This is a genomic window from Sporosarcina sp. ANT_H38 (assembly GCF_008369195.1).
Taxonomy (GTDB): Bacteria; Bacillota; Bacilli; order Bacillales_A; family Planococcaceae; genus Sporosarcina.
Genome location: NZ_VOBC01000001.1, coordinates 1,266,852 through 1,283,890 on the forward strand (window position 1 = coordinate 1,266,852; position 17,039 = coordinate 1,283,890).

Consider the following 17,039-nt stretch of genomic DNA (forward strand, 5'->3'; position numbering starts at 1 on the left):
TCATAGTTTCAGGCTATGATGAAAGGAGAATAATAAATGGAAATCAGGCAATTACACTATTTTCTAATGTTATGTAATGAACTTCATTTTACTGAAGCTGCATACAAACTAGGTATTTCACAACCAACTCTAAGTCAGCAAATAAAGGTATTGGAAGATGAATTAGGAGTGCCTCTGTTCGATCGACTCGGAAAAAAGACTGTTAAGACCGAAGCAGGTAATCTCCTAGAGCACTACGCTATACATATTGTTCAACAACTAGAAAACGCAAAAAATGCGATAGAAGATCTCACAAATCTGAATACGGGTCAATTACGTGTAGCGGTACTACCTTCCGATCTTGATTATCGATTAACAGCATTACTAATCGATTTTCACAAGGAATTTCCAAATACCAAGGTGCAAGTGATTCCATCGATTTATACGTTAAATAATGTTCTAGAAAATGAAGTTGATATTGGCGTTGGGCTAGCAATCCGACCAGACAGTCGTTTAAATCGCATCCCTTTTCACACTGAAACATATAGCCTTTTTGTTACGAAAGAACATGAATTAGCAGAAAAAGATATTATCTTACCAGCTGACTTGGTAAATATGCCTTTAGTTATGTATCCAAAGGGATTCTCTGGACGTGATTTGATAGATACTTGGTGCGCAAGTCAAGAAATTGCTATCGACACCCTAATGGAAACAGGGTCAGCCACATCCTTATTTCAACTTGTAAAAGCTGGTATTGGAGCTACTATTCAACCTAGTCAACTAATTGACAGTTTCCAGTCACTCGGTATCCGCGCAATTCCAATTAAGGATTCTCCTACCCGGAACTTAGAAATGTTTTATCGTAATGATAAATATTTAAGTCAATCTGCAAAAGCCTTCTTGAACCGAATGGAAACCTTTTTTAGAGTAGCAGTACTGTGAAAGATTAATAGCTAAATTAGTTGATGTAAGCGCATAAAACAAATAAAAGAAAATTGAAACTTATCTCAGTATTCATTCGTATTTCTAGTACAGAATTACAATTTTAATCGCAGAAGAATAGTTGCTCTTAAAAAGGTATGAGGAGGAATATCGATGTATCGTAAACTGATTACTAAACATTTCTCGATGAAACCAATGGGAGGTATTTTGTTTTTACTTTTTTCTTGTTTTTTGATTGTAGGTTGTACTCAAGAAAACCCTGAAGATCCAGGCGATATTGTTATACCATTGGAAGATAAGAACAAAGCTGCAATTAGTGCTGTTCTCGAAAAAGCATTTACAGGTCCTGATGAAGAATACCTGCGTTTAAGCGAAGAGTTATATAAACAACAAATGGTTCCATCGTATGAAGGGTATGTTGGGACAGATGTGGCGCCAGACACGGAAGATATCAATTTATATGTAAAAGAATCCTATTCGTCTTATTTCACAGAACTTGGATTTAATTCCTTTGTAAATACTACACCTGCTCTGGGCTTCCACAGTTACCCAGTAGATTATCAGTTCAGTATCGCTGATATCGAAGTGGTCCAAAGTGATAATCCAATCACACCAAAGGATTATGATTTTACTGCTCAAGTAGAATATATAAACGCGGATGGAAAAACAACACAATTCGTGATAAGTGGGATGGCAATCTGTTCAGAAGAAGGAAAAATCGGAAGGATTACAATCAATGACGGTGGATTGCTGAAGAAAATAAATGAGGATAGTAACTAAATATTGTACAGTTTTGCACTGCCCTACACTAATTAGTGTGGGCGTTTAATTCGTCCATCCGCCCAATCATTAAAATAAGCGCTAGTTATTCATGCCCGTAGACATTTAGGCATAAAAAAGACCGCCAAATTCAATTGTGAAGTAACACGTCTGTTGATTAACTAAAAATAACCAGTAAGCAACTTCCCCCCCAGTCGCACTTGTATAGTTGCACTTTGGATTGAATGACTTCTACTACGATTACCTAGAGAAAAGCCGCCAAAGATGCAATTTTGGCGGCTTTTCTCTATGGTTTTTTCTTATTTATTTTAAAGATGTGTCACTTTCTAATAGGCAACTCAAGCTTAGATGCATAATCTTTACTAAAACTAAGCAAGGAAAGCATTGTACAAACCTCCAAGTGTGCCCGAAATTGCATCTTCGGGCACTTACACTCCTCATAGTAAGTCATCTATTCTTTCCTTCCAAAACAACCACATTTTTCACTTGAACATTGGAGGAATGCGACAGGCAACTATTCATAACCGGATTACTGAAAACAAGTGTGGCTAGAAGTGACGGAGTCACTTCTAGCCACACTTGGACCTATCAGTAAATCTGTCATGAATAGTTAGTCAAAAGCGGTCCGAAAATAGTCCAGTGAAAATGGAGGTAATCAAGTCCTATTCACCAGTATTTCATGCAAATATATGGCTAATCAACAGACGTGGCGATTTAACGTTCTTTTTTATGTTTACATTTTGTTTAGTACCACTCAATTGAACAAGTTGGAAAAATTCCTCTGTGCATTTTCCATCGTACTTCCTTTATTATTCTTCAAGTATTTTTTTATCCCCAATCATAAACGTTAGGATGAACATCATCACGTATAGCAACATAATAATGCTAAACGTATAATGATGGTTCGCCGTCCCGTCGTAAACAACTGCAATCAGAAGCGGCAAGAGTCCCCCTATGATGAAACCTCCTGTTTGCATCATTGCAGTCCAAGAGCTTGCTTCCTCAGCAGTCTCTGTCTCATCAAGTGGCAAGAGAAGTGCTATAGGGAATAAACCTCCAAGCGGAATCCCCATGATGAATGCGCCTATCCACATGAGTGGATGCATACCCGTCCAGAACAGTGCCACTGCCAGCATCCCTGTAATGAGCATTAACAAAAGCCAAAACTTTCTTGCTGGAAAACGCTGCATCAGCAACGGTAGTAGTATGTTTAAAAAGATTTGAACCGTCGTCATGATACTAAGGAGCGTTCCAGCCTGCAGCAATGTCATTCCCGCGGAAATTGCAATTGGCGCGAGCCATGTAATGATTGAAAAGAATGCAGATGACTGCAAACCGAAGAATAGTAAGAATAACCATGCCTTCCGTGTTTTCCACGGGGATCTCATCTTTTTCTGTTTACCCTTCTCGACAACAGAATCGAGTTGCCGTACCTCCATATTCCCTTTCATCGCTAAGAACCATGCAACTACACCGAGAAGTGCCAGCACGGACCATATACTAAGTGCGAACAAGTATGATCCTGTACTATCAAAAAACACGGCGGTCAATCCCGCACTAGCTGCAGAACCGACCCCCATCCCGAACGAATAAACTCCGATAACGGATGCAGCGCGGTCCGGAAAATACTGTTTGATCATTGCAGAAAGAAGTGGCCCTATTACCGCAATTGCGATACCTATAAACAATGCTGTTACGATTAGAATTAAAAAACTGGAAATGAACCCCCGCAATACGGTCATTAATCCAATTACTATAAGCATCGCATAGATTGTATGCTTCAATCCGAATTTCCGATTCAACACTGGAGACATTGTGGCAAAGACGCCCATACAAATGACCGGAACCGCTGTCAAAAGACTCACCTGCGCATTAGTTAACGTCAACTGTTCACGAATCGTTTCGAGCATGGGGCCAATCGACGTGATGGCTGGCCTCATATTAATAGATATTGCAAAAATAGCGAAAATAAGAAGAAATGCATTTTGTTTAGTTACTTTTTTAGGCATATACTCGTTTCCTTCCTTCTGTGGAACAAAATAGCTCTGGACGTTCAATAATGAAGGAAACTCCGACTTCAAAGAAAATTCAGTGCGTGGTGCAACAAATAAAACCAAACAGTTAACACATTCGATCGATAATACAAAATAATCAAACATTAAATTAGGTATTTGGTTTGCATTCTATCATTATACAATAGTATTATATCTTCAGAATAGTGTCACGCGTAACTACTTGAAGTATATATTCATTACAACTAACACTTGTATCACTTCCACTATTCCCAATCCCCTCCCAATATTTAAAGGGAGGAATCCAGTCGTTTTTCATTGTTCAAAACTTCTTTTTTCAAACTTATATGCTGAAACTTTATAATCAATAAATGCACCAATGAATCCAATAGGTATACCGCCTGCAGATGTTGAAAGTAATATAATAAAAAGATCTACCTTCCCCACTTTCTGGTATAAAATGAAGAAGACCAAAACGGTTCCAATCGCTATAAATATTACTGTGAAATAATAAGTTATATGGATATTTTCTTCCTCTCTGGTCGATTTCTCACTCATATCACGCCCTCATTTCTTGGAACAACAATAATATATATTTATTATTTACTTATTGTTATTGTTTCAATCAATTTAGGTGCGATATGCGTATAATTCTTTCGCAGTAATAAGTACGAGGATGCACTGCAACACTTCAAGCGGTATGAGTCTAGATATTTTTCGATTTTGTTTATTGGATACATATATTGCTCATTCATTTTATGGTCAGAGTGTAACTTTTTTAATTGATTTTTCTCCAATATTATTTCACACTAATACTAACTTTGTAGGCGTAAAATAACGCCCACTCGTTGACAGGTGGGCGTTATTTTACGCTTACTTTCTTAGTTTACTGTATCTAAAGTACGTGTTAAAAACACTGCAAAATGTTGACGTGAAACAGGTTGATTTGGCATGAAATTACCGTTTGAACCAGTCGTAATACCATGTGACGCTAAAATCTCAATATATTCATAAAATCCATCTGTTTGTTTTACATCATTAAAAACGATAGGCTCGCCACCTAATTGTAAATTAAATGCGTTTACAATTATTTTGGCAAGCTGTGCTCGTGTTAGATTACTCTCATGATTCATATAATCACCACTGCCATCTATTATGCCTGCTTCATAAAAAGGCTTAATGATTTCATAGTAGCTATCCGTATCATTAATATCTTTAAACTCTTTCATTGGGCGAATTGCTGCTAATTTAAAACCATCAATTCGACTTAACATTGAAAAGACGTGTTTACGTAGAATCGAATTTTGAGGTTTAAATTGAGCATTGTGATAGCCGTTAATAATCCCTTCATTTGCTAATCTTTCAATTTGCGAGCGATAAGGTTGATCTGTGGGAACATCTGTAAATCGTATAGATTCATAACGAATTGAATAAGGGATATCTTTTCTCACCGACGCATCCATCGTCACATCAACTTGGTATTTCCCTTTTGGTAATTCTTGAGTCCAAACATTTGTCCCATTCGGTGAATACGTATATGGTGTTTCTTCGTAAAATTGCATTCTCTCATCCCATTTAAGAAGTCCAATAGTAAGAGGATTTGTTGAAGTTGTAAAAAGAACAAAAGGATTTTCATTCGTATGTTCGACTTGAAAATGATCTGATTTGCCGCCTGCCGAAACAATACCTGACACCGTTTTGTTATTATTTAAAATTGTTGTTCCTGTAATAGATTCGACGGGGGTATTCGGAAGTGAAGAAGACTTCACCATGAACTGATATTCTTTGTTAAATCCTCTATATAAATTTATTGAGATACCAATGTAATATGTTCCAACAGGTAAATAAGTCGAAGAAATAGGAACGTATCCCATATCTAAATCGAGGATCATCATGTTTTCGTTAAATAATTTTGCCCCATAGGTATCTCCATACATTGCAAGAAAACTTTCGTCTAATTGAAGTGTGATTTTTTTCGGCTCCGTTAAAGTAAATTTATAGTAATCATCGTCGGAAGTGTTTCCATTACTTCGACCGTAAATCATTGTATTGAGATGAACTGGAGTTGCATCTTCTAAACGATTATTCGGTTCAGCGTCCGTTTTTACATCACTTACAATTTTGTATGACGCTGATTTTAAATTGTTGAACAAACTTGCGTAATATGTCCCTTTTTTCAATCGAATTTTAAAAATGGTTTTCGATGAATCATTGTCTTTCCAAGTCGTTTGCATGGAAGCAACCAAATTCGCCGCTCCTTTTTCTATATGCATCGATGCCCAACTTGACGATGGATCAGTAAATACAAATTCAAATGTCGATTCCTTAGTTACATCGATTTTATAAAGTCCTGTTTGAGTGACCTTACTACTCTCAGACCAAGGTATTGCTTTCGATAATACGTCTTCTTCATATGATCCGTCAGCAGAGACCGGAATTGAAGAAAATGATAACATTAAAACAAGTAAAAGTATGATTTTTTTCAACATATTCTCTCCTTAATTAGCATTTTTTATTATAACAAATTAAGGGGCTGGAGGGTATAAAGCTTTTTAACGTTTATGTACTTTTTCACTTGAAATATTGAATATCACAAACAAAAATATTATGTTAACGCAAACTCCCCTTTCAGTTAGACAAGGCCATAATTATTGTGTAGAAAAGTGTATCCATATTTCTATAGGTAACGTAAAATAATGCCCATCTGTTAAACGGGTGGACATTATTTTACGCATACTTATGCTTTATTTTCCCTCGGCCCAATAGTACGCTCAATTGAAGATTTAAATCAAAAAATACTGATAGACTTATATGAATATTATTAGTTTAGGTATTGAATTACTTGTGTAAATTATCGGGTGGCGACTTTATAAAAGTGATTCCACTGTATATACATAAACTAGGTTAATTACTGAACGAGAAAACATCTTGAAACATAAAAAATCACTAACAGCTCTCAAATCGAGTTGTTTTTTCGTGATGCACATTATTGGTTTACTTCGTAACTTCGTTCGACCACTCTTCCATCCCTGAAAATAAATGGCTCATCACACTATTACACATTCACACATATCCTGTAAAAACGTGCTAAAAATGCACATTTTAATATTACTAAGGAAGGACTTACTTATGAATTCAAATATCAATTACACTTCACCAACAAAACAATTTACTTTTGATGTAAATGACAGTACGTTAATCAAAAAAAATAATGAGAATTTCATTAATATACTAAGTATCAACCAATTAAACACCCTAGATAATGTGTCATTACTTGATATTTTTCTTAGCAATACTAATGTAATTGAGCCACATTATCACCAAAATGCTGCAGAGTTAGTTTATTGTATTTCTGGAGCCGTTACCGTTTCATTACTGAATCCTTTTACAAAAAAATACAAAATTATCCTATTATGCCTGGACAGGTAGCTAACGTTCCCCAAGGTTGGTGGCATTATGAGGTCGCTACTGCCGATAATACACATATACTGGCTATTTTTAATGCGCCAACACCTGAGGTAATTCTGGGTTCAGATATTTTGAAGTTAACGCCTTCAAATATAATGGCACACACCTATTGCATGGATGAAAAACAATGGAAAAAAGCAATTGCTCCCGTTAAGCCTTCAACATTTATAGGACCCCCAACGGACTGCAATAGAGCAAATGAAAAAGCATCATATAAAGTTCCACATTATATAGATCAATACGCCGACCAAATGTGCCCATATACACATCAAAAATAACAATCGCCTTTAATATTGCCTCATTACATCATTACAACGCTTCAAATTGTAACTAATACAGTTCTATGTTTCTCAGATTTTCTAGTTACTCTATCTGCACTTCATTAAAATCCTCGTCCATTAAAGAATATTCATAGGATCTTAAAACCAATGAAGTGTTGCCTTCCGAGTCAAAGATTTTCCTACTATGTTGTTGCACCTGATGGTATGAAAATTTATGCTTTGTTGTGGCCCATCAAGCATAAAAGCTAGTACATCAGGTGGCACAATATCTCCTGCCTATCGTTTACCTATCAGTAGCTGGATTTAGATGAAGACTTTTTTAACAAGTTAAGACAATACTCTATTGTCAGGTATTCTGTTTGAAGGCTTCCAATCAAACAAATACCCTGAATAGAAAACTAGAAGCTGCACTCTTTTTGCACTTAAAGGACTGTTTCTAAAATTGTGTTGCCTTTTTTTGAGTTAAATTAGAATTGCCATTTCCTTTTTCAAAATGTACAGTTCTTACCACTCCAATTCCGATGCCATTTCATACATAAAGTAATTGGACAAGTACACAACCCATGCCCTTTGAAATTGACAAGATATCCGTCCTCCATCAACTGCAACCTAACCAGTACATGATGCCCTTGTGGATGTTCTTCAAGATTGCGAACGGGCTTTCTTGGACATTTCAATTGCGGGTTTAAACTTGATCATTCAGAAAATCAATAAAGTAAAGTTTTCTGTGCTCTTCATAACACACACAGGTACATGCCCTTGCTCCTGAATTTTATGGCTTTTCAACGGTCGTACTCATCTTAAACAAGAACAATGCATTTACTTATCACTCTTTCAGATAACTTTCAAAAATTAAGCAATTACGCTCTACAGTTGTCCAATCACTTTCGAACTTAAATTCATATGTTATAAATGTAAGCCAAGCTTAACAAAACCAGAAAGGAGGTCTTGTGAATGGGAAATTTTTCAGATAAAAAGCGGTGTTCATGTGATAAATGTGAGCAGAAAAGAAAGTCCGAGAAAGATGGGGATAACTGTAAAGGATGCATTTGTGAACAATTAAAAAAATTACAAATGGGTACTCAACTTAACCTATATTTGTCGAGTGGTCAGGTATTTGAAAATGTTTATTTTAATACCTTAAACCAAAAGAATTGCTGTGCATTATTTAGTGATCCATCAGAAGCAACTGCTCCAACACTTATCGTAGACTGCGAAAGCATTCAAGCTATTTCAATAGTAACTGCCTAAGGTATAGGGGACCTCTTTCTTTTTGAAAGAGGTCTTTCTCAAATTCATCAGCATTCTATTTTGAACAAATTACATAATTCAATGGAAAGTTCAAGAGACCAACATGGCTTAGGAATAACTATCTCCTACTGGGACTCTTTAGAAGCTATAAAACTACGGAAAGAAAATGTATCACATAAAAAGGTTTAAGAAAAAGGTAAATATGATTGTTACCCTTCCTATACAACCAGAATTTGTAAAGCGGAAAGAGGTTATACAAACAGTAAATAGGGATAGATTTCCTTGTATATACAAGAAGATTTTTTGTTTTACATAATTGCTCTATCCCTCACCTTGTCAGTCCATTCTTCCTTCCAATAAAATAAAATCGGACTCCATGCAGCTTTTAAAGATGAACAGGAAACGGTTCACTTCTATAACGACAAACACTTATTAAATCAGCATTGTAAAATCATTTCCATAAATTCGAAACTACTTCCATTTGTATCCTGCATAAAAGTATTGCCTTCTTCAAATCCCATTTTTCTATATACCTTTATCGCTCTTTGATTGAAAGTTGCTACAGATAATGTGATTTTTTCAGGTGTGTATTTTGATTTCGCAAACTCTAAACCAATTTCCATAAATCCCAAACCATTTCCATTATAGGTTAATTCTGGTCTCAACCCAAGCCCTATATCAATAGTGTTTTTAGTTACTTCATTAAAACTAAAGAAGCCTACAATATCATTGTCTTTAGTAACAACAAAATATGAGTCATCTCGTTTTTGTGGGTCTAAAAATTCAACTAAATCTTCTTTATCTGCTTCCATATTGTAAAAAGAATACTCACCATCATAGTGCCAATTATATGCAATTTCTTCTGCTTGTTCCTGTGACATAATTTCAAACTCATACCCCATAATTATCCCCCTATTAACACTTTTACAATATCATTAACCAATTTAGCCTTTGCAACAAACCGTCATCCATTATTTCAGTAAGAACATTTCACTGTTCAACAACTTTATAAACCATTGTAATAGATTTTCCAGATTCTCCATAGTCTTTAAAAGCCAGTTCATTTAAATATGAATGGCATTACTTTTTTCGAGTCATGCCTCACAACCTTATATTCTCCACGTTTTTACAATATCCTCACTGTCACACTACCAATTTCAAGATACAAAACACGACCATAAGCAGCATATCAATCTACAACAGCTGCATGCCCACCCACTTCCCGCCCACAAAATGTCTTGCATATTGTTGCTACAGGTGAATATGTGGATCATTATGATGCAAAATGATCCAGGATTGAGGAATACATGTCGTAAATAAAATTAAAATGGTATACTATATTAAGAATATATAAAATATTAATTAGAAAGTAGGAGCGTTAAAAATGATTACTGAGGCTGAGCAAGTATCTATAGCATTAAAATCCATCGCACGAAACCAAGATATCAAAGAATATATCCAAAATTCAAAGGAATTATCTCCCCTCTTTACAAAAGCCGCAAAACGATTTGTCTCAGGCCAGGTGTTTCTAAAAATCACTCTTTGTCGATAGCAACACATGATGAAAACCTTATCACAGCTCTTAAAGAAAAAGGACTACTCTCCAATCCATATTCTGAAGTTGAGATGCTTGATGGCGTTCGTCCAGATTTACTTAAATCATTGAGAGATGAGAACATACAGACAAAGGTATACGTCACATATGGAACTGAATTGTACTTGTATCTTGTGCATCGAATTGCAGAGTACCCACCAAATCTTTATACATTTGTGTCTGATTTGATTGAATCAACAAGTCTAAGAAATTCCCTTTATGAATAAAGAAGAGCATATTTGTCCATTAGGATAGATTCCCTTTCCTATAAACTACGACTTGCCCATGAGTTTCCAACCTACTTGGTCGACCTAACATAGCTTTACCAAAAATCATCCTTCTTGTCACCAGTCAAGTAGCAAACCTATCTATGGAAGAACTTTAACTTTTCCAGGATTAAAAAAACACCCTATCCTGTTTCCCGATTCGGCGTCTGGTCCTACGAATAAAGTTAAAGAATTGATAAAGCTATATGTTGTATTAGATGAAGAAATGTTGTTGGAAAACAATGAAGTGGAATATGGCTGATGGATTTGAAGTCTTCGAGAATTGATACTAAAAAGCTAAAGGTTGTTTAACTATGGAACTGAGGTAAGTACATACAGGGACTGACTTTTGGGAAGAACTTGTTTATAAAGTTCTCCCACTTCAACTACTAGTCCCCCAATAGAGATCGACATGCACAAAACCTGTTGAAGCTACGATATCAAGATCATGTTGCAGGATGATAAGTTCATCAGGTAATTAGTTCACTATCAAACAATTAGTAGTTTGAAATCTGCCTCTATTTCTAAGTCGATAAGTCAACGTAGTACCTTCTTTTTTAAGAGTCGAGAACGAATTTTCTGCTCCCATTCAAACACCCCACAAAGTATCCAACTAAAACAAAATTCATTGTACTTTTCCTATCCTTCTGTTCAAAATACTATTTTTTATCTACACACACTATAAGAACTCTTAATTATCTTTCTTCAACCAAACTGTCCCGTTAGCGAAATTGTTTATTGTACAAATTCAATAGTTTTAGCTGTTCTTTCAGCAGTAGTTTTCCCCATAATTTGCTCAACGAGATATAGTGCCATGTTAATTCCTGAAGAAACTCCACCAGAAGTTATAAGGTTACTATCGTGCACAACTTTGCTGTCTGATACTACTCGAATATCAGGGTATTTTTCTTGTAATACTTTCAATGCTAAATGATGAGTCGTTGCCTTCTTTCCATCTAACAAACCAGTTTCACCTAATATATATGCTCCCGTACAGACTGAACATATATATTCAATACTAGTATGTTTAATAATCCAATCTCTTATCTTTTGGTTTTTAACCACAGATTGTACCGCTCTTAAAGGTCCACCTGGAATTATTAGAATATCTAATTCAGGACTATTATCAATGCTAAAGTCAGGTTCTACTTTTATCCCTGAATGAGTTTTTATTTGCATTCCTGTGTCTGTAATAGTTAATACTTCAAACGGTCTCGTAGGTAACAAATTCTTTTTGTAAAGGGTAAATGCTTGCTCAGCTTTATTATTGGCGGTTAATGACAACACTTCAGCCGGACCAGCAAAGTCTAAAACATCTACAAAATCATAAAGTAAAATCCCCACTTTTCTCTTTCTCATTAGTATATCTCCTCTTTAAAAAACCTTACTTGAGCAAACCTTAAATACCATTTCGAGAAACCTATTGTTAAATCACTACTTTCGCTAAACTGCCAGATAATTGAATAAGAATAGAGTATTGTTCTTTATTCGTCCATATCATACAAATACCTCTTTTTATTCAAAAAATAAAAAGACCGTCAATAGACGATCTCCTGTTGTTCCCTTATGCCCTTTTAGTTGTATTCTCAAGGGGACAAATGTTTGTAATCTACTATTTCAATTTTGAACCCATGATTACATTTCAACTTATTAATCTTATCACTGTCACAGGATGGGGATATCCTTACCTTAACGAGGTCTTCTTTATAATCAGCAGGATTTTTAGAAGGTATTTCAATTCTTACAGAAACATCATAGGAATGATCGTCATTGTAAGTTATACCAACAATCCTTTTCCATTCCCAGCCAAAAAGAGTATCCCGCCCATACTCTTTTATCACTCTTTTATCAATAGTTGGGAATACGATATCTGAAATAATATCCTCTGTTGTGACATACATTTCTTCTACATTTAAATCCGTTTCTGAATTAACAACTTGCGTAAGAGTAAATACTAAAAATAAAAATCCTGATCCCAATAAAATCGAGTATTTCTTAACCATCAAGAATCACCTCAAATTTGTGTTTACTCATTATTCTTTCCGCATTGTTAGGTATTATTCAAATGCTCGGTTAGTTGAACGGTAATTAGAATTTCGCGAATTTACTTAAATAAAAAAAGCGACCTACTTAAATGTAATCTGTGGACGCATCGCTATTGTTTCAGTCGATCAGCAAGCAAATAAAAAAGCACCCTTTACAAGATGCTTTCAATCGATGTAAATTATTATTTTCTCAACTAAGAAAGAAATTCAGTCAGTTTAAATACTTTGCAAGGACACTATCTACAATAGATGTTTTAATCAGCATCAGTACAATACCATTACCCTTTAGCAGTATAGTACTATCTGTTTCACGGTCAATTTCAAATTGCATTCCATTAAATAGTTTTTTTGAAGTATACTCAAATACTTCGTGACGTTGCCACTTATAGAATACCATTAAAGATGTTGCAGAAACATAACCGTATTCATCAATAGTGTACTGCAATAGTTCAACTTCCAATTCATTAATGTCCATATCTATTAAACCCTTTCCAGTTCAGAAGATGTACGGTAATCTTATGTATAACTGACGCAATCATTATACAATTAGTAATAATGTAACAAGTAAACGCTTGTAAATCCAGCTGAAAATTATGGGATTAAATATTAAACAGATCTGCAAGAGCGACATATATCAGGTTTTTATGTTTAAATAAAAAGGCGACCGCTCATATTAAATGAGTAGACACCTTTTCGTTACTGATTTAATGGTTCTATAAAGAAAGTCTTCATCCAGAAGATAAGGTCGTTTTAATAGCTCAAGGGTTGATGAATTCTTCCTTTTTTGGAGGATTTGCTTTTCTTGCCAACTTTCCTCCATCATAATACTTCCCATATTCTCTCAATAGATTTGTAGCTTCTGCCGTGGTTGGTATTTTGCCGTTTGCAGAAAATGTTAGGTAATACGTTTTTGTGTTTTTTCTGTGGATTACCCATGCGAAGAATTTCATAGCAAATCCATGAGAGCTTTTGTTTAGGAATTTGTGCATCGTTTTCCCATCCCAAACAGTCATGGTTTGCCCATATCCTCTACCTTGTATCAGTTCTCCATCTAATTCTGCATAAATGAGTCCTAATGATTTCTTCAATTGATTCATGATCATTAAGTTTAACACTTGATTCACAAATAGCTGAAATAAGTTTAGTCCTTCCCCTCTCGTAAGGGATATAAATGTTGTTTCTGGGATTTGCTCTGGCATCTTTCCTAACACGAATTGGCCGTTACTTCCGCTCCCCCTCTTTGCAGTCCACTTTTCACCTTGCATGCAATCCCCCATTTACTAATGTCCTATATCATTAGTATTCACTTCATGTATGACGCATTACTTTTTTATGGAGTTACGAAGTATACATAATGGTCCTACTATTTATAATCCCCCCACCTTAGCAGGTATTAAATTCAATTGTTTTTTTACCAACCTGGAGTATCTTGGTTTTCAGGATAGGATTGAGGCCTATCACCTCTCACTGTTTAAGACATACACACGCATCAATTATGATAAGCAAAGGTATACCGCTAAATACTATAGCGGACCTTTTAGGGAATACTCCTGAGATGATTTTAAGAGTGTGCAGCAATTCATTCAATGAATTTGACATAGATTCAGTAAAGGCTTCTACGACGAAGTAAATTAATGAGTTTTTGGGACATACTGGGCGACATTCAATTTGACACCCTCTGAAGCCCTAGAGTACAAGCCTTCTTGCTAATAGGTTTTATATTGTGCTATAAAAATTCCATAACGCATTATATCTCACTACCCTACTGGAATCATTGACACTTCAACCTTTTGATTAGTTTTTGTTTAATGTGATAACGCAAGATAATGCAATATCAAGCAGGTTGTTGGGGCTATATTGGGGCTACTAAAAAAAATTATGGCGGCGTAATGGACAGGAATAGGTTAGTGTTACTGAGTTACTCATTTATATATACAAAAAAAAGATGACACCCACATGATTGTGAGTAGTCGTCTTTTCGAATTATTTACTTTTAATCATATTATTAATAGCTACTAACATATCTGTTTTTTGCTTAAGAAATCCGATATCTCCTCAACAGCTTGTAGTGATTTGTTATTACAGGTTATTCAACTGAATTTCCTATTAATAAACAAAAAAAGCGATCCATATTCAAGCTGCTTGCTGAAGATAAATTAATTTATACTTATTGAATTAAATCAAGAATCCATTATTCAAAAATTTCTTGTTAAGTCATCATGATTTTCTATTGAATTTTTCTTATTTTCATGAATGTATACTTTCGGGTTTTCGAATGCATCTATTGCAGTCTCGTTTGGATTAAATAAGACAAGATTGCTTCCGTGAAAACGACTTGATGAGTATATAATCCCGCTGAATCCTGCTTGTCTTGCGCAATCAGCTATGAATGTTGTTAAGAAGTATTGTGGTCTCCATTTATTAGATCTATCGATAACCTTCTCAAAAATATTACGTGAAGCTAATAGTGCCTGGATCACTTCATTATCATGTCCAAAATTATCCCAATCATGTCTTAAATCCAATATTCCTGTTAACTCAGAATTCTGAGTGTACTTTTGAATCCAAACTAGTGAAGGAACATCTGGATTATCAAGAGTTTCAAACATTGCGAGTTCATCAGTTTCCGCTAGATATAATACGCTCTGTCCTTGATGATGAAATCTACCGCCCGAAGATAAACCCACTCCTGGAGCCGTCATATCGGATTGACCAAACACCCCGGAATGAGAAACTAACCTAGCTCTTGACCAACTAGTACGATTAACTTTAATAGATTTATCAGCGCTATTTTTAATCTCCTTATGTATCTTCCTTCCCATCGGATGGGCTAACCCAAGAGAAGGATATTTTTCTATATGGGAACGAAAGTCATTCAGTTTTTTAGCAAAACGAGAAATTATAGATTGATGTTTTCTTTCTTCTAAAAATGATAACTCCTCTGTTCCTGCAACATCGTATCTTTCAAATCCAGAATTACCACAGTAAGGACAATTTAAGTGTACAGCAATATCTTCGCGGTATTTTTCTGGACATTTAACATCATCGAGAATTTCATCAATTGTAGTTTAATTCCCTATTATCCAAATATAACTACCACCGTCATATGGTTGACATGTAATACAATATTTTAATTTTTGCTGCGCTTTTACTTTAAATTTTTCTGCTGTCTTATTGAGTACTGGTAAAAGATCTTCATACTCCATGTGACTTCTCCTTTTATCCATTTTATAAGGATAAGTAATATCTTTCATTTGTTTTCAATTCCCCAAAGAGTATCACTTCTTTTTTAAACACTCTGACCTGTTTTAGAACTATAAATAAATGCCACTCTTACATTAACTTTCTCTTTTTTTAATAATACATCATTTCAGAATCACTAGTAGTTAATTTTTCTATTTACCATAAAAGCCAATTCTCAATAGTAGGCTTACTACTCATATATCGTGGACGATCATCACGTTCAACTAACCAATTATAGAAAGGCACTGGACGTACATTTGATGCATTGTCCTCCACAGTGGATGTACTAACCTTTGTATTACTCTGACGCTCTACAACCTTGCTCTGAGCTCCTTTATACACTGCTCGTAATGTTGTCGATATCGTTAACACACCCTCATTAACATCACGAATTATATTAAGCAAAACATCTTTAGCACGTACAAAATCACGAGCGTCATTTATTTCAGATGCTAATACAACTTTGTGCAGCTCGTCCTTCAATTCATCTTTCATTGGTAACGAGTGCATGAAATCAAACAGCGTTACTTGCCATTCGTTCATATGCTCTTTTTTCTTTTCAGCTTGCAAAGCTAATTCGTCCCCGACGCTTATAATATTATTTGCTTGTATAGATTTTAAAAGATTAAAAGATTTAATGCTTAGGTCATTTTCAATCGGCTCTGAAACCTCGTCGTAACTAGCTTCTTCGACTGCCTCTCGCTGTATCGGAGTCGCTGTGTCAGCAAAAGGTAATATTTTATAAACGTTAGCTCCCATTATGCCATTTAATTTTGTTTGGTTTACTTTTTCGATGATGCCAACTGCAGCTAACTTTTTAATTGCCCGCATAAATGTACTACGTGAAATTCCAACAGCTTTACAAACCGTTTCAGCTTTAAGGTGTGAAGCTCCTGGGTACATCAATGAACGACCAGCAATGGCGAAAACGATAGCACGTTCATTAGCTGTTAAATCTAATCTGTATTTATCAATATGTTGTTTTACGTTTGAATCCATTTCTGCTACAGATTTGAATGTTGCGTACACTGCTAAATATTCAAATGCCATCATTTTCACCCCACGTTCGTAATCGATTCACATTCATTACATTTCAAATGTAAATTTCGTATCTAAATTACATATTAAATAAACATAACGCGGATGTCAATTGCGAATTGCGTATTTGAGATAAATAA

General features: G+C 35.2%; 16 protein-coding genes and 1 pseudogene. 6 read left to right on the forward strand and 11 right to left on the reverse strand.

The window, feature by feature from the left end:
* Positions 1–36 precede the first annotated feature (36 nt).
* Positions 37–921 (forward strand): LysR substrate-binding domain-containing protein, encoded by an 885-nt coding sequence (locus tag FQ087_RS05860; RefSeq protein WP_149579568.1) that lies wholly within the window; start codon positions 37–39, stop codon positions 919–921.
* A gap of 153 nt (positions 922–1,074) precedes the next feature.
* Complete coding sequence (locus tag FQ087_RS05865) at positions 1,075–1,701, forward strand: hypothetical protein (protein WP_149579569.1); 627 nt, start codon at positions 1,075–1,077, stop codon at positions 1,699–1,701.
* 809 nt (positions 1,702–2,510) lie between these two features.
* Here FQ087_RS05865 and FQ087_RS05870 read toward each other — a convergent pair.
* The 3 genes from FQ087_RS05870 to FQ087_RS05880 form a co-directional block, all read right to left on the reverse strand.
* Positions 2,511–3,710: an MFS transporter gene (locus FQ087_RS05870; protein WP_149579570.1), complete on the reverse strand. Its 1,200-nt coding sequence runs from the start codon at positions 3,708–3,710 to the stop codon at positions 2,511–2,513.
* Between the two features lie 318 nt (positions 3,711–4,028).
* Positions 4,029–4,271, reverse strand: a complete 243-nt coding sequence (locus FQ087_RS05875) for a hypothetical protein (protein ID WP_149579571.1) — start codon at positions 4,269–4,271, stop codon at positions 4,029–4,031.
* Positions 4,272–4,594: 323 nt separating this feature from the next.
* Positions 4,595–6,199: an S-layer homology domain-containing protein gene (locus FQ087_RS05880; RefSeq protein WP_188006647.1), complete on the reverse strand. Its 1,605-nt coding sequence runs from the start codon at positions 6,197–6,199 to the stop codon at positions 4,595–4,597.
* Between the two features lie 643 nt (positions 6,200–6,842).
* Here FQ087_RS05880 and FQ087_RS05885 point away from each other — a divergent pair.
* Positions 6,843–7,459 (forward strand): annotated as a pseudogene (locus tag FQ087_RS05885) (cupin domain-containing protein).
* Positions 7,460–8,416: 957 nt separating this feature from the next.
* On the forward strand, positions 8,417–8,713 hold the full coding sequence (locus FQ087_RS05890; RefSeq protein ID WP_149579573.1) for a hydrolase: 297 nt from the start codon (positions 8,417–8,419) through the stop codon (positions 8,711–8,713).
* 437 nt (positions 8,714–9,150) lie between these two features.
* Here FQ087_RS05890 and FQ087_RS05900 read toward each other — a convergent pair whose 3' ends face one another.
* Positions 9,151–9,615 (reverse strand): GNAT family N-acetyltransferase, encoded by a 465-nt coding sequence (locus FQ087_RS05900; protein ID WP_149579574.1) that lies wholly within the window; start codon positions 9,613–9,615, stop codon positions 9,151–9,153.
* 640 nt (positions 9,616–10,255) lie between these two features.
* On the opposite strand from FQ087_RS05900, the gene FQ087_RS05905 reads away from it, so the two are divergent.
* Entirely contained in the window at positions 10,256–10,534 is a 279-nt protein-coding gene (locus tag FQ087_RS05905; RefSeq protein WP_188006648.1) for a hypothetical protein, read from the forward strand.
* A 774-nt stretch (positions 10,535–11,308) separates the two neighbouring features.
* Here the strand turns inward: FQ087_RS05905 and FQ087_RS05910 are convergent.
* The 4 genes from FQ087_RS05910 to FQ087_RS05925 all read right to left on the reverse strand — a co-directional run bounded on the left by FQ087_RS05910 (position 11,309) and on the right by FQ087_RS05925 (position 13,883).
* Positions 11,309–11,932 carry a DJ-1/PfpI family protein gene (locus tag FQ087_RS05910; protein ID WP_149579575.1) on the reverse strand — a complete coding sequence of 208 codons (624 nt, stop codon included), beginning with the start codon at positions 11,930–11,932 and terminating at the stop codon, positions 11,309–11,311.
* Positions 11,933–12,159: 227 nt separating this feature from the next.
* Entirely contained in the window at positions 12,160–12,576 is a 417-nt protein-coding gene (locus tag FQ087_RS05915; RefSeq protein WP_149579576.1) for a hypothetical protein, read from the reverse strand.
* Between the two features lie 253 nt (positions 12,577–12,829).
* Positions 12,830–13,093, reverse strand: a complete 264-nt coding sequence (locus FQ087_RS05920) for a hypothetical protein (RefSeq protein ID WP_149579577.1) — start codon at positions 13,091–13,093, stop codon at positions 12,830–12,832.
* 283 nt (positions 13,094–13,376) lie between these two features.
* A complete protein-coding gene (locus FQ087_RS05925) occupies positions 13,377–13,883 on the reverse strand; it encodes a hypothetical protein (protein WP_149579578.1) in 507 nt (168 codons plus the stop codon).
* 137 nt (positions 13,884–14,020) lie between these two features.
* Here FQ087_RS05925 and FQ087_RS23320 point away from each other — a divergent pair, with 137 nt between their 5' ends.
* Positions 14,021–14,248 carry a tyrosine-type recombinase/integrase gene (locus FQ087_RS23320; RefSeq protein WP_149580777.1) on the forward strand — a complete coding sequence of 76 codons (228 nt, stop codon included), beginning with the start codon at positions 14,021–14,023 and terminating at the stop codon, positions 14,246–14,248.
* A gap of 565 nt (positions 14,249–14,813) precedes the next feature.
* On the opposite strand, the gene FQ087_RS05935 is transcribed toward FQ087_RS23320, so the two are convergent.
* From FQ087_RS05935 to FQ087_RS05940, 3 genes are all read right to left on the reverse strand, one after another.
* On the reverse strand, positions 14,814–15,440 hold the full coding sequence (locus FQ087_RS05935) for an RES family NAD+ phosphorylase (protein ID WP_149579579.1): 627 nt from the start codon (positions 15,438–15,440) through the stop codon (positions 14,814–14,816).
* A 246-nt stretch (positions 15,441–15,686) separates the two neighbouring features.
* Complete coding sequence (locus FQ087_RS22370) at positions 15,687–15,824, reverse strand: hypothetical protein (protein WP_188006650.1); 138 nt, start codon at positions 15,822–15,824, stop codon at positions 15,687–15,689.
* A gap of 193 nt (positions 15,825–16,017) precedes the next feature.
* Entirely contained in the window at positions 16,018–16,911 is an 894-nt protein-coding gene (locus tag FQ087_RS05940; protein ID WP_255452163.1) for a helix-turn-helix domain-containing protein, read from the reverse strand.
* Between the last annotated feature and the right edge of the window lie 128 nt (positions 16,912–17,039).